Origin of the sequence: Pedobacter arcticus A12 (assembly GCF_000302595.1) — a bacterium.
GTDB lineage: Bacteria > Bacteroidota > Bacteroidia > Sphingobacteriales > Sphingobacteriaceae > Pseudopedobacter > Pseudopedobacter arcticus.
On sequence record NZ_JH947126.1, the window covers coordinates 599,043 to 613,981 of the forward strand.

A 14,939-nucleotide genomic window follows, 5' to 3' on the forward strand; every position below is an offset into this window, starting at 1 on the left:
TCGTTTTCTATGAAAAAAATCATACTCTTTTTTTTCCTTTTCGCGAATGTTCAACTTTACGCACAAACCAACGGGATTACTTACCAAGCTGTAATTATCAACCCGATAAGTAAGAATGCGGGCAGTACAACAAGCATTCCGCTAGCCAACAAACAGATCTGCATGATGTTTAAAATTGTAGATGCCAATGCTATAGTGGAATATCAAGAAACCAGCAAAATTACAACAGATGTTTATGGGCTGGTGAATTTAATTATCGGAAAAGGAACCCAGGTTGGTGGTTACGCAAGTACTTTTGATAAAATAAATTGGAATGCCACGACTAAAAATCTGATTGTAAGTGTAGATATTGAAGGTGCCTGTAATGCTTTTACAGAAATAAGCAACCAACCTTTTACTGCTGTTCCTTATGCGCTTTTTGCAGCTAACACAACTATTAGCGAGGCCAGTAAAACAAACAAAGGGACAATACAATTAGCTGGAGATTTGGACGGAATAGGCTCTAGCGCTAATAATCCTATTATCTCTAATAATGCAGTTTCGACCATAAAAATACAAGATGGCGCTATCACTGACGCAAAATTATCAAGTGGAATTAGCGCTACTAAAGTTGGTTTGGGGAATGTGAACAACACCAGTGATACCGATAAGCCAATTAGTTTAGCAACACAAACCGCATTAAACATCAAATTGAACATTGCCGACACCACTGCGATGTTGAGTTCTTATGCGAAAACTGCTTCCAATTTAACTGCAGACTTAGCAATAGTTAAAACCGCGATAGCAAATAATACAGCAAAAGTTGGATACTCCGAAGATTTGGTTTCTGCGAATCCAGACGTGGTTGCTAATACTACCAAAGTTGGGATTACATCTGCACAAGCGAATGCTATTATAGCTAACACAGCCAAAGTTGGGATTACATCTGCGCAAGCAGAAGCAATTATAACGAACACAGCCAAAGTTGGATATACTGACGAACTGGGTTCGGCAAATGCAGATGTTGTTGCTAATACTGCTAAAATTGGGATTACATCTGCGCAAGCAAGTGCAATTATAGCGAACACAGCCAAAGTTGGATATACTGACGAACTGGTTTCGGCAAATGCAGATGTTGTTGCTAATACTGCTAAAATTGGGATTACATCTGCGCAAGCAAGCGCAATTATAGCGAACACAGCCAAAGTTGGATATACTGACGCTCTAGTTTCCGCAAATGCAGATGTTGTTGCTAATACTGCTAAAACTGGGATTACATCTGCGCAAGCAAGCGCAATTATAGCGAACACAGCCAAAGTTGGATATACTGACGCTCTAGTTTCCGCAAATGCAGATGTTGTTGCTAATACTGCTAAAATTGGGATTACATCTGCGCAAGCAAGCGCAATTATAGCGAACACAGCCAAAGTTGGATATACTGACGAACTGGTTTCGGCAAATGCAGATGTTGTTGCTAATACTGCTAAAATTGGGATTACATCTGCGCAAGCAAGCGCAATTATAGCGAACACAGCCAAAGTTGGATATACTGACGCTCTAGTTTCCGCAAATGCAGATGTTGTTGCTAATACTGCTAAAACTGGGATTACATCTGCGCAAGCAAGCGCAATTATAGCGAACACAGCCAAAGTTGGATATACTGACGCTCTAGTTTCCGCAAATGCAGATGTTGTTGCTAATACTGCTAAAACTGGGATTACATCTGCGCAAACAGAAGCCATACTCGCTAATACCGCTAAAACTGGAATAACAACTGAGCAAGCAGAAGCCATACTCGCTAATACCGCTAAAACAGGGATAACAACTGAGCAAACAGAAGCAATCATTGCCAATACTGCTAAAACCGGAATAACAACTGAGCAAACAGAAGCAATCATTGCCAATACTGCTAAAACGGGGATAACAACTGAGCAAGCAGAAGCAATCATTGCCAATACTGCTAAAACCGGAATAACAACTGAGCAAACAGAAGCAATCATTGCCAATACTGCTAAAACGGGGATAACAACTGAGCAAGCAGAAGCAATCATTGCCAATACTGCTAAAACCGGAATAACAACTGAGCAAACAGAAGCAATCATTGCCAATACTGCTAAAATTGGTTATTCTGATGACTTGGTTTCTGCAAATCCAGATGTTATTGCTAACACAGCTGCCCTCGATTTAAAAGCCCCAGTTGAATCACCAAATTTTACCGGTGATTTAGGTGGAGTTAATGCTAATTTCAGCGGTAGTTTGACAGGTGCTAAGTTTATATTGGGCACTGACTTATCTCTTATTCCTGTAGACGGTGGACAGTCGGTAGTATCATCTTGGCATGGCTTACAATTGGTTGGAAACAAGCAAAGTGATGTGGTGGATTATACGCCCGTAAATATTGGAGAAAACACAGATTTTTCTGTCATCGTTCCAAACCAACAGGCTGGAAGTATTGGTTTAATTATAAAAGGACAAGCATCGCAAACTGGAAACCTTTTAGAACTCCGAGATATTGATGATACTGGATTATCGGCATTTGATGCTAACGGGAACTTGGCTTTAGGAAAAACTTCAGCAAGCGAAAAATTAGACATATTAGGAAACATTAAATCTAGCGGCTATACCATCTCTTCAAAATTTAAAACTCCCGAGGGAACATCTTCTCAGTTTTTAAAAGCAGACGGTAGCGTAGATGAGAATACTTACCTCTCCGCGGCTTCTTTAGAATCTGACATTACAATCAATAGCAATAGAATTGGGCGAGGTATCGGTAATAACGAAGAAAATATAGCTTTAGGGAGAGACGCTTTGGGAACGGGAACTGGCTCGAGAAATACTGCAGTTGGCGTAGGTGCTTTAAGAAACTATGAGGGAACTTCTTTTGACAATAATACGAGTGTAGGCTTTTTCAATTCTAGTGGGATAACAACAGGACAACAAAATACTTCCGTTGGTGCTGAGGCGATGATGTCAGTAACTACCGGACAAGGAAACACATCTGTTGGTGCTCAATCGTTAATCAATTCGTCGGGCGATTCGAATACAGCAATAGGTGCTTCAGGCGGAACGAATATAACAACTGGAAGTGGAAACACATTTATTGGGAGAAATGCGAATAGTAGCGACGGAGAATTATCCAACGCTACATCAATTGGATATGAGGCTATTGTTTCAGAAAGTAACACCATCCAACTAGGGAATAGTGATGTTACGAAAATTAATACTTCAGCAACAATTAATGCCGGAGGTATAATCAACACGCCAATTATTTCTAATACTTATGAGGCATCAACTGCTAATTTATCCAACACCAATTCTTCTGGATCAATTATATATACTCAAAATGGAGAACTACCTAATTTCCCAGAGGATTTACCTGATGGATTTCACTGCACTATTGTCAATTATTCTGACCATCCGTTTTCCAGTAACACCTTAAATAGTACTAAATTTTATTCTAAAGATACAGGAAGTTACGGAGCTCCTATTTTCACACTTCCAAGCGGAGGCACAGCCTTTGTAAATGTTGTAACAGCTGGTGGTCTTAAACGTTATTATTTAAGCGGAGATGCAGTAGCTACTCCATAAATAATTTTGAATAGCATTTATACAAAGACCCTGAATTAGTTAAAAATTCAGGGTCTTTAGTTTATTGCATAGCTGTAATTCAACGTATGCTTTAGCCAAGTTGCCCATAAATTATAAATGCTATCAAACACCACTTTAAATTCTTGAATACTGATTTGATTCAGACGGATTAAAAAAGAAAAAAAACCATCTTTTAGAATGGTTTTTTTATCCACGATCTGCCTAAACAGCCTCTTATGATGGAATATTTAAGGTTGTGATATTACTATTTTAAACTGCTGACTAAAGATTGCGTACCACTATCCAACATCTTTTTCGCAGCCATGTAAAGTCCGTTAGCATATTTTTTACTATCTACCTCAATCCAGTTTGTTGTCTTTGAAAACTTATCTGCAGTATCCATTAAACTTATACTCTTAAAAGATGTGGACGTAGAGCTACCCTGTTTTTGAAAGGCAACCACTTTTTCTTTTTTAATTACACCATCCACTTCTAAAGGCTTTTTAAGATTGGTTGCGAAAGCTACTGGGCTACCTAAGCCCACTTTTCCCTGATTAAAGATTACACCACTACTCACTCTGTTAAAAGTTTGCTGTCCTTTAATAATTCCCTTATCGTTAGGTGCCTGTACCGTAAAATCACCAACCATTCTCAGGTTAGTAAGTATTTTAACCTTCGCAGAATTTCCTTTAAACATATCACTTCCTTCTTCTGCAAACATAAAATAGAAATTTACGTTTGCTATAATGGCGTCGTCTAATTGACTGCTCAGTTTGGCAGGCATCATATTATCATCAAACATGCTTTTTTTCACCTTTCCGTTAGCCTTCATTCCTCTGAAGTACTGGGAATGCCCGGCCGGTATACTAACTAATAATCCTGGAATTCCAGAGTCTCCTACGAAAGGACCGCTTGCCCGTTCCCAATCCTCATAAGCTGAGATTTTCCCTGCCACATCTGGCGAGATAATCTCCAGCCCCCCCTTTTTCAAATCAGCAACAAACTCATTATAAAGTTGATTGGCTTTCTGTTGGATATCATTACCATCAATGCCACCAAGACCAACTGCGGCTCTTGCGGTAGCGTTACTTGTTTGACCACCACCCAACATACTGCCACCTTGTTTAAAATCTATGGCTTCTTTATAAACTTCGAGATATACATTAAAACTGGCTATATAAACTTTTTTGGGCGCCTTTTGAAGTTTCCCTTTCCCCATTTCGGAAGTTTTCACATCAAACTCTCCCAAAGTTTGCGATTGAGAAGTAAACACTGATATACAAATCAGTAGGGTAAGTATTATTAGTCTTTTCATAATTTCTTGTTTTTAAATGATAATGGTTCAATTATTTGTTGATTAATTGTTTAAATTTTGATTATAAAGCCAGTAAGCGTATCAGTAGCTGGATTTTTAGGGTCATTTGCTGTTCGGTTTTTCATGGTAATTGATTTAAGCTCGATATCTACTTTAGTAGCGTCTTCGGCATTTACGGTAACCACAACGGTTCCGGCTGTACCATCCCAACTGGTATAATTGTACTGTACCGATTCGATGATAAATTCTTTAGCACTAGGTTTTTCTGCTACTAGGCGGTAGGTACCTGGTATTGGTTTTTCACCAAATGTGAGTGTTATGGTAGGTCGGTATGTTTCGCCATTACATTTGTCGGTACCTAAATGAATAAGTTCTGGCAATACATGTTGTTGATTGGCATACCCATCAGTAATTCCGCAGTCCTTTTTAGTAGAAGCAAACTTAAAAGTGGTGAATTTAGATTTTTCTTTCGGATTTGTGCCTTCTTCCTCCTTCGGGGCGCTGTCGTCTTTTTTATCGCAAGAAACTGTTAAAACCGAAAACATCATCAGTATAATTGTTGGTATTAAAATCAGCTTTTTCATCATTGTTTTTTTTGAATAAATAAATAAATAAATAAACCCCGAGGTAGAACCTCGAGGAATTCTTTAGATTAAACTTAAAATGAATTTAGTTGTTAATTCAAAGAGAGTTTATAGATACCTGTACTGTCTGCGCTTCCTGAAATATGCGCATACATATTACCATTCTTATCTGCATAGAAATAATTTTTTCCGTTAAGACCAATAACATTGTAGAATTTCAATGCCCCAGCTGCGCTAAAGCTTTCGATGATGAATGCCCCCTTTTTATCCCAGCTTGTTTGTGCAGTATTTAACCTTCCAATGGTATAAGTCTTTTTATTCTGAAAAGTAGGATCGCTGGTAATTGCTTCGCCTGCAACGCCATATTTATTTGTGCCTCCTATAGTTTGTGAGATCATTGCAAAGCCCGTTGGTTCGGCGAAATTTGTTTTCGTACCCAAGCCAGATGTTGTTGAATAGTCGTAATAATATTTCTCCCCTATTCCTGTTAGTACAATACGAACGGTGGTTGCATTAACTTCAATTAATTGCGTAAAAGCCTCTAGTGCTATAGGCAAAGTATAAATTACTGTACGAACACTTAAATCGGCAGAGAACTTGCACAGCTCTCTACCGCTTTCATCGAATGCAATGATCTCGCCGTTGCCCATCACCTGGAATGGCGCATTTAAAGCAAAAGTAGGATATAGTCCAGGAATGGAAACACCAACGAAACGGTTTCCTGCCAGCTTAGCTGTTTTGGCAACAGGGTCAATAACGAAAATATTACTACCCGTAGCAGGCTCTGTCCCTATAAAGGTAACCGATACGTAAAGCTTTCCATTTGCATCCACATCCATAGCAGAAAGGTCTGAGCTAAGGCTACCAGAGATAGTTTTGAAGGAAGAGTTAGCAATTACGGTAGAAACTGCATTTGTAGCCAAATCGATTTTTATAATTTGGTCTTTGGTACCTGCATAAATAACATTTCTTTCCTCATCAACGGTCATGCACTTGATCTCCCCGTAAGCACCACTAGATTTCACAAGGTTAGTTATTGTTACAGAACCGTCGATAATCGTAAAGCCAGTGGTTGTTCCCGTTCCACCTCCACTGCTACTTATTGTAAAATTAGGTCCCTTTACTGGCGCCTTTGTTTTACGAGCTACAGTAATTACACCAGTAACAGCATCTAACGGAACTTTCACCGTCAGCGTAGTTGCGGTTGTCGCAGTAATCTCCGCAACTTTACCATTAAATTTCACTTCAAAATCGGTCGCTGTTGTGCCGAAATGTTTTCCTGTAATAACAAGCACATCACCCGCTTTACCAGATGTGGTACTTAGCGAAGTGACTTCGGGTTCGTAATAATACATTGCACTGGTTGCAGTGGCTGTGCCCACTTTTACTTCAATGGTTCCGTGTGTGGCGTCAGCTGGGGCAGTTATTTTAAGTTGGGTAGCAGTTGCCGCTGTTACGGTAGCCACTTTCCCGCCTAGGGTAACGGTATTCGCCGCTACTGTAGCACCGAAATTTGTTCCGCTAATGATGATTTCTGTTCCGGCTTTGCCATAATCCGGGCTGATGCTGGTTATCGTAACCGCACCGGGCGGCGTAATAGGATCTGGTTTGGAATCATCTTTTTTGGAGCAGGACGACACAAAAATTGCTAAGAGCAGGATTACTATCTTGAATAGTTTAGATTTCATAATTGTTTTTTACTTAAACTCGAATGGTTTCTATTGTTGATTAATCAAACAATAATGCAAACGTAACGAGGTAAAGGCATAAAAAAGGCTCATCTTATCGGATGAGCCAACAAAAAACAAAAAAATATGGTTTAATTAATTCCCTGCTAAGGAAGATGTTATCTCACTATTCTGGTATTGAGAGGGAGTCATTCCCGCATGCTTTTTAAAAGCTCGTTGAAAGGTAGCCTTTGAATTAAAGCCACACATATAAGCCAACTCTTCAAGTTTGATATGTGCAAAAGCAGGATCTTTAAGCATTATCTTAAAGGCTTCAACGCGATAAAAATTTACGTAATCAAAAAAGTTCTTTTTGAACTTTTGATTAATTATCTGTGAAATATAATGCGTAGGAATATCACTTTTTGCTGAAAGCGTATTTAGGTTTAATTCAGGATCAAGGTGCCAATGCTTTCCTTCAAAACCTTCTTTCAATAATGCTGCATATCCATCCATTTGCGTTGATGACAGTGCAGATTTTAAATATTTATTTGATTCAGATTCTTCTATGTACAGATTAAGGGGCTCATACAGGTCTTTATAAACCTTATAGTCTTTCTCCGAAAATAGCATCCCATAATTATAACTCTTATAGATAATATAGAAATACATTGTGTTACCTAAAATTGGAACCCAAACTAAATCGACATACAGTACAGGGGTAAATGAGTAAGCAATAGCTAGAACGATAATTTCAATAATCATTACCCAAATAAATTCTCGTATGTAATTTATTTTTAAAGTTTCGAGATTAGTAAAAATATCTTTAGAAATCTTTATTCTTTTATGAACCAAATGCGCTGACACCAAAATGTATATAAACACGATTAAGGTTGCCCCTCCTGATGCAATAACCATTGCAAAAGTCATTTCCCCACCCAAAAGAAAACCCTCAACGAATTTATGTTGACTTATTTCTCCAGAAACTGCATAGTTAATCCATAACAGAAGCACCAAAATACAAGGAAGCAAATGAAGAAGTTGTTTTCTGTTACCCTTAAAGGGTATTCCCATCATTTCCTTACAATAAAGCAAATAGATTGGCCCAAAGAAACTAAAAATGGCTTGCGACAAGAATAAAGAGAATGGAAAACAAAAAACACCTTTTGTATAAAATAGATAATTCGCCATTACAGGAAATGCTGGAAGTAAGATCAGCCAAGCAAGCATCTTGTTAGCCAAAGAATTGTTTCTTCTAAAAAAGAACAATAAAAAAAGCAACAATTTATTAGTAATCGTAAATACATGCAAAAAACCAATTAAATCCATAGCAATAGAGAGCGACAATTACATTATGCACTGCAAAGTAATATTTTTCTATAAATAAATTACCCCAACTGTACTTACAGTTTCCCAATACTTTTTTTTATGCAGACTATGAAAGTTCTCATGTGCTACACAAACAGTTTGCTTAAATCGAGTAAACACAGCTTCTACTTCAAAAAAGAAACACCCCCTTTTGCTGCAGATTATAAGCTCATTACACTCCTTGTATCTAGAAACAAAAAGCCACAACGAAAAGTATTTTAAAACCCAACTCCCCAGGCCGTAACCACCAAATTTCTATTGCCACCGAAATCCCTATGCTCACACAGATAAATTCCCTGCCAAGTTCCTAAGGTCAATTTCCCATTACGAACAGGGATTGTTACAGAACTGCCGAGTAAAGCACTTTTTAAATGTGCTGGCATATCGTCAGGCCCTTCATAATCATGCTTATAATCTGGGTCATTTTCCTTTACTGTTTTATTAAAAAACATTTCAAAATCTTGCCGAACCGTTGGGTCAGCATTTTCATTGATGCATAAAGATGCTGAGGTATGTTGAATAAAAACCTGCAACATTCCTACTTTAATTTCTAAAATTTGGGGCAAACAAGCTTCAATCCTTCCGGTTATAATATGAAAACCTCGGCGTTTTTGCTCTAATCTTAATAATTCCTGAAAAAACTTCATCCAATTAAAGGTTTACGTTTTGAATCAGCAGCGCACTTAAATCTTCCTCTACTCCACTAAAGACATTCATATCAACTTTGTGTTTGATGCCATCAATTCTGGCGTTATCCGCATGTTGCCAAAAATCCCAATGTGTTTGCTTGTTCAATTTTAGCTTTGGCTGATAATAATGCGCAATCCATAAAGGATAATCATCAAACTCGCCTTTTAAATGATCTTTATAGAACTGATAACCTGTATATATAATTGGTTTAACCTTGGTTTTTTGCTCTACCTCGTTTAAAAAATCCTGAATATTAGGAATCAGTTCATTTCTACTTAAGCCGGAATCCTCTTCAATATCGATTACTGGAGGTAAATCACCTGCCTCCATTTTTACAGTTTGTAAGAAAAAACGGGCCTGCCACAAACCAGACTTATTGGGCTTAAAATAATGGTACGCACCACGAATTACCCCTGCATTTTTCGTCTCTCGCCAGTTCCGCTGAAAGTACGAATCTACCAAGGTAATCCCTTCGGTAGCTTTAATAAATGCAAAAGAAACTTTGATTCCGTTATAATCTACTTTAGCAACTTTTTCCCAATCAATTTTACCTTGGTAATAAGAAACATCGATACCGTGGAGGTAATATTTACGAGGAATCCGAATTCCAAATTGCTCGTAATGTGGGTATTCATCAAAAACAAATAAATCCCTAAACCACCTGCTTGTAGACACCGCAGTTTTAAGAACTCTCCCATAGTAAAATGGAGATAAAACCAGTGCTACTATTAGAATAATGACAAACTTAATTTTTACGGAACTGCCTTTCTTTGGTTTTGGCTTCCGGGGCGCATAAGTTCTTTTCTTTACAGCTACTTTCTTCGGTACAACTTTTTTTTGAGGAGGCATTTAAAAAATCTATCTATAAACACAAAAACCAACAGGTAAAAAACAATACTTTTTACATTACAAATTTTTTGTGCAGATATTCGTAAAAACGAGCAACTGTTATTTGCTTACTTTCCCAATCGTTTTTAAGTGAATAGTTCTTTTGAAGAAAATTATCTGCTGCTTCAAAACTCTCAAATCTGTTCACAATCTCTATAGCCTCGCTATAAGCCAAGTTATAACCATTAAAAAGTTCTTTTATAAAAACCATTTTATCGTTAATGCTTATCGCCGTCTTCAGATCGTCGAGCTTTTTTGTTTGGCGTTGCTGCCCGTTGCCTTGGTTTAGCTTTGCAGATAGCATCTCATTTAAAGTTAAAGGTCTGTCTTCTTTAACCAGAGAAGGAGCGCTAACGTTTGTGGGTGCTGATGCTTGTTGATCAAAAGCGCTTGGTTGCTTTTGTGCAGATGATGCCACAGGCTCTTGCTCTCTCTCAACTAATTTCTGTTCCTTTATAGGCTCACCTTTTTCTTCCTCTTTTACTGGTATTTCAACATCTTTATCGATAACATTGGTCAGTATATCATTAGAATTAGCAGTGCTTACTGTTTCCTCTTGTTTAACCATCAAAAATGGTTCAATATCTTCTTCTAAATCATTACCTGTAAATTGGTTTTCAGTATCATCTAAAACGATAAACTCTTCTGGCGTTGCCATTGGCGCCCTTGACTTTTCTTCCAACAAACGACGTTCATCGTTATTCAATGGTCTATCAAAAACTTCTTCAACGGCTATTTTTTTCTCAAAATCGAACACCATCTCTGTAGGTTCGTCATCAAAAGAAAAACTAAATTTCCTTTCCTTCTCTTCCTCTACCGGAATTTCCACTGGTTTCTGCGCTATTTCGGGCTCTGGCGCTCGAATTATGGGTGGTTGCCGTTCTGATATTGGCTGACTATGCGCTTCAATTTCAAATCTTTGATCGTTAAGTTTTTTTAAAATCTCTATATGATCAATCAAAAAATCAGCATTAGCGGTAAAAAGCTCTAGCTCTAACAAATTGATTTTATTGGTACTAGCTAAATATTGTTGCTGTTCGCCTAATTCTTCTATAATATTTCCGATTTTTTTTAAAATCTGTGACTTATTCATCATGATACTAGAAACGTATTTTTTGGGTATTTATGTTGGTAAAACGCTATCAAAAATAACATATAATTCTGATATTAGCCGAAACGTTTACAGCAATTGGGTCAATTATGTTTAATGACGATAGGTTTAAAAGGAAATTTGATTTGGGTGGAAGTATTGAGATAATCTGTGGGTCAATGTTTTCTGGAAAAACTGAAGAGCTAATTAGACGGTTAAAAAGAGCCCAAATTGCAAAACTTCAGGTAGAGATTTTTAAACCCAAAACAGATACACGTTATGATGAAACAGCCGTAGTTTCTCATGATTTAAATTCTATTGCTTCAACCCCTGTTGATCATTCATCAGCGATATTACTTTACGGTAGCAACACACAAATCGTAGGGATAGACGAAGCACAGTTTTTTGACGATGAATTGCCAGATGTTTGTGTGAAATTGGCAAATAAAGGTGTCCGTGTAATTATAGCAGGATTAGATATGGACTTTGAAGGAAAACCTTTTGGGCCCATCCCAGCATTAATGGCCATTGCAGAAGAGGTAACCAAAGTACATGCGGTATGCGTTAGGTGTGGTGGCTCTGCATTGTTCAGTTATCGATTAACCGAAAATAAAAGTCAGTTTTTATTGGGAGAAAAAGAAAACTATGAACCTAGGTGTAGGCTGTGTTTCAACCTCGATTAAAGCTATTCCACCACAATCATTTTATGCACCTTTTGTTGTCCTTTAAAAGTACACCTATAAAAATAAACACCTGTTTTTAAACCACTTAAATCTATAGAAGTCGTATAAACTCCTTGTTTCAAATCCTTAGCTAACACATCTTTCACCTTTCTACCTAAATAATCAAAAACCTCTAAACTTGTAAAACCGTTATCTGGAATATTTAGATCAACGCTGCTTAGTTTTTTCGCGGGGTTTGGATAGTTCTGAGACATTTTGAATTCGCTCTCCACAACTTTTAAGCTTTTTGTATATTTCTCGCTGGCGGCCATCGCCGATTTCTGTATATCTGCTAAATCGTCTCCAACAATTACGGCAAATGCTATTTTTACACTTTTGCCTGGCGCAATAATATAAGGTCCGGCGCCAATCACACACATGATATCCAAACCATCACCAGTGCCTAAGTTCGTTGCTTTTATACCGCTTGATAAGGTATGGTATTTTTCGGTTGTAGAAAAATTCCCATCGTATAAGGGATCACTCCCTAACTGATAAGATAGCGGGTAAAATAGAGGTTTCACATTTGTACTCAGTACTTGAATGCCAGCATAAGGTGTTAAAGGAGTACTTGCATATGCATAACTAAGACGTTTTTCTTCATCGTAGGCTAAAAAATTCTTTGAACTTTCATCAATATCCCAATCAGCAAACAAACCTATATACACATTATTCAAAGGCAGGTTAGTGGTGTTGGTGACTTCATATTCTACCACCACAAACTTGTCGTCTGGTGCATTTTTGTAAGCAATCTGCTTGTGATTTACTAACAAACCAATTGGTGAAACACTCTTGCTGTCGTTAAAAGTGGAAATCCCTTCATAAGCCACCATAGCATCTTGAACGCGAGCTACACCTTTTACCTTAAAAAAATCTTCGTCGGTTTCTCCATTTGCAGATCTGGCATTATTTGATACTTGCGTAGGTGAAACGCCAATCATCAATGCACCTTCATAAAGCATGGAAAAATCTTTATAAAGCACCCCTAGCCCATCATGTGCATTAGCTCCACTATAGCCTATACGCCCATTACTGGAGATGGTGGTATACAGCTGGTTAACCGTAATATTTTGATAATCAAGATTTACCGTACTTGTAAAAAATTCCTTGGCGTTATAATTTGACAAGGGATTACTATAATTAAGTTTGAATAAAATATTGGTGTTTTCGGGGGTATTTGCATTTACCACCACCTTAAAAGGTCCAACACTCTTGGTTTCTAAGGCATTAAACGCTCCAACATTTTTCAGTCCCGTAACAATTTTAATATTTGGATTATCAGTGCTCAAGCTAACTTCTAAGTTATTTGTAGCCAATAATATATTTTTCAGTTCAAAATAGTAACTCACCGTATCTCCCGCTGACAAAGCACCACTGGAACCATCATCAATAGTAATTTTCTGATATCTAATGGATGGACTTGAACTGGCACTAACAGCTTTAAAAACATTCAGTCTTCCACTACCTAACTGATTAGTGTACAGCTCATTTCCGACTTTATTGATATATATATCATCTGCGGTAATACGTAAAATCTCACCCGCTTGCAATCCGGTTAACAAAGGATTTTTCGCCAACACCAATGCCGCTGCACTAGAAACAATTGGCGCAGCCATAGATGTTCCACTTTTATAACCATAGTTATTGCCATTGGTTGTACTATAAATACCCGTACCGGGGGCCGCAATTGCTACATGGTAACCAAAACTAGATGAGCTAGCTTTTACATCATCACTCGTTACATTGGCTACGGCAAATGCACCGGAATATGCAGCCGGATAAATAGGCTCGTTAGTTTTACTGTTACCTGCTGCTGCAACCACCAAGCAACCTTTGCTCACTACATAATTAACTACATCCTGCCCATATGCACCTCCTCCGGGTCCACCCCAAGAACAATTGATAATTTTAGCACCATGATTTGCGGCATAAATAATACCTTCATAACCTTTATATATGGCTCTGGAGTTATCATCAGCCCCAACCTTTATAATCATTAGTTTGGCATTTTCGGCAATACTAGCTATGCCAAGTCCGTTATTAGAAACAGCAGATGCCAATCCGCTAACATGTACACCATGATCCAGAGAATCGGCGGGTATATCTGGGTTATTATCTGCTACAATTTTACTTGCTGTAGCTCCTACAAAATCCCAACCCATATAATTGTCAATATAGCCGTCGCCATCGTCGTCAATACCATTAACTGGATCACTTGAGTTTAAGTAAATATTGCCCGCCAAATCCGCATGCTGTAAATCAGAGCCTGAGTCTACAATAGCAATAACTACTTTATTTGCATTCGGCTGGATAGTCCAAGCCTCGGGAGCTTTAACTTGATCGAGGTAACTCTGCTTGCCATCCAAAAAATCTGGATCGTTAGGGGTATCGAAAGTATAATAAACAAAACTAGGTTCTACATATTCAACCGAAGCATCTTTCTGTAGTTCGTCTACCACTTTTTCAATAGGCAATGAACTGTTATATTTAACTTGGTAAATTCTGTTTAGTCCAGCATTGTCGATACTTTTTTGCTCAGCAAGGGTTTGCAAAGTAGCCCCTTTAAATTGATAAATAGGGTTTATTGAAGTTATTGTAACAGCAGTGGTGCCGTTAAACTGCCTACTACCCACGCTAAGTGTGGATTTACCTAGGCTTACATTTTTGAATTTAACAATTAAGGTACTGGGTAAATAATCTGCAGATGTTAAACCTGCTGGTAAATGGTATTTTTTTAAAGGTTTGGGTTCGAAGATCGGCTTAAACGAAGGTAAAATCACCATTACGAGCACAACCAATACGGAGACTATCTTACCCATTTATAAGTTAAAAAGATTTCTAAATTAATAATTTAACTTAAGTAACGGAAAATAATTTCACTAGAATTCATACGTTCTACCTATCTCTACAAAAAAGAGAAAAAGTAGTTTTTAAAATAATTAAAAAACAATAAACATCTTTATAATTTTTAATAAATACATGACAGTTTCATGACAAGACAAATCATACTTAGTGTTACCTTTACACCAAGCAATTAGAGGAATACCT

General features: G+C 37.6%; 10 protein-coding genes. 2 read left to right on the forward strand and 8 right to left on the reverse strand.

The window, feature by feature from the left end:
- The first annotated feature begins 9 nt into the window (after window positions 1–9).
- Window positions 10–3,567 carry a beta strand repeat-containing protein gene (locus B176_RS0109555; protein WP_017258584.1) on the forward strand — a complete coding sequence of 1,186 codons (3,558 nt, stop codon included), beginning with the start codon at window positions 10–12 and terminating at the stop codon, window positions 3,565–3,567.
- 265 nt (window positions 3,568–3,832) lie between these two features.
- On the opposite strand, the gene B176_RS0109565 is transcribed toward B176_RS0109555, so the two are convergent.
- The 7 genes from B176_RS0109565 to B176_RS0109595 form a co-directional block, all read right to left on the reverse strand.
- Window positions 3,833–4,882, reverse strand: a complete 1,050-nt coding sequence (locus B176_RS0109565; RefSeq protein WP_154647938.1) for a hypothetical protein — start codon at window positions 4,880–4,882, stop codon at window positions 3,833–3,835.
- Between the two features lie 50 nt (window positions 4,883–4,932).
- A complete protein-coding gene (locus B176_RS0109570) occupies window positions 4,933–5,466 on the reverse strand; it encodes a hypothetical protein (RefSeq protein WP_017258587.1) in 534 nt (177 codons plus the stop codon).
- Window positions 5,467–5,558: 92 nt separating this feature from the next.
- The gene (locus B176_RS0109575; RefSeq protein ID WP_017258588.1) at window positions 5,559–7,154 is read right to left on the reverse strand and encodes an IPT/TIG domain-containing protein; all 1,596 of its coding nucleotides are present in this window, start codon (window positions 7,152–7,154) and stop codon (window positions 5,559–5,561) included.
- Window positions 7,155–7,289: 135 nt separating this feature from the next.
- Entirely contained in the window at window positions 7,290–8,462 is a 1,173-nt protein-coding gene (locus B176_RS0109580) for a helix-turn-helix domain-containing protein (protein WP_017258589.1), read from the reverse strand.
- A gap of 257 nt (window positions 8,463–8,719) precedes the next feature.
- A complete protein-coding gene (locus B176_RS0109585; RefSeq protein WP_017258590.1) occupies window positions 8,720–9,148 on the reverse strand; it encodes a secondary thiamine-phosphate synthase enzyme YjbQ in 429 nt (142 codons plus the stop codon).
- 4 nt (window positions 9,149–9,152) lie between these two features.
- Window positions 9,153–10,040: a glycoside hydrolase family 25 protein gene (locus B176_RS0109590; protein ID WP_017258591.1), complete on the reverse strand. Its 888-nt coding sequence runs from the start codon at window positions 10,038–10,040 to the stop codon at window positions 9,153–9,155.
- A gap of 52 nt (window positions 10,041–10,092) precedes the next feature.
- Complete coding sequence (locus B176_RS0109595; RefSeq protein ID WP_017258592.1) at window positions 10,093–11,175, reverse strand: hypothetical protein; 1,083 nt, start codon at window positions 11,173–11,175, stop codon at window positions 10,093–10,095.
- A 104-nt stretch (window positions 11,176–11,279) separates the two neighbouring features.
- Here B176_RS0109595 and B176_RS0109605 point away from each other — a divergent pair, with 104 nt between their 5' ends.
- Window positions 11,280–11,852 carry a thymidine kinase gene (locus B176_RS0109605; RefSeq protein WP_017258594.1) on the forward strand — a complete coding sequence of 191 codons (573 nt, stop codon included), beginning with the start codon at window positions 11,280–11,282 and terminating at the stop codon, window positions 11,850–11,852.
- Window positions 11,853–11,854: 2 nt separating this feature from the next.
- Here B176_RS0109605 and B176_RS0109610 read toward each other — a convergent pair whose 3' ends face one another.
- On the reverse strand, window positions 11,855–14,710 hold the full coding sequence (locus B176_RS0109610) for a S8/S53 family peptidase (RefSeq protein WP_017258595.1): 2,856 nt from the start codon (window positions 14,708–14,710) through the stop codon (window positions 11,855–11,857).
- Window positions 14,711–14,939 lie beyond the last annotated feature (229 nt).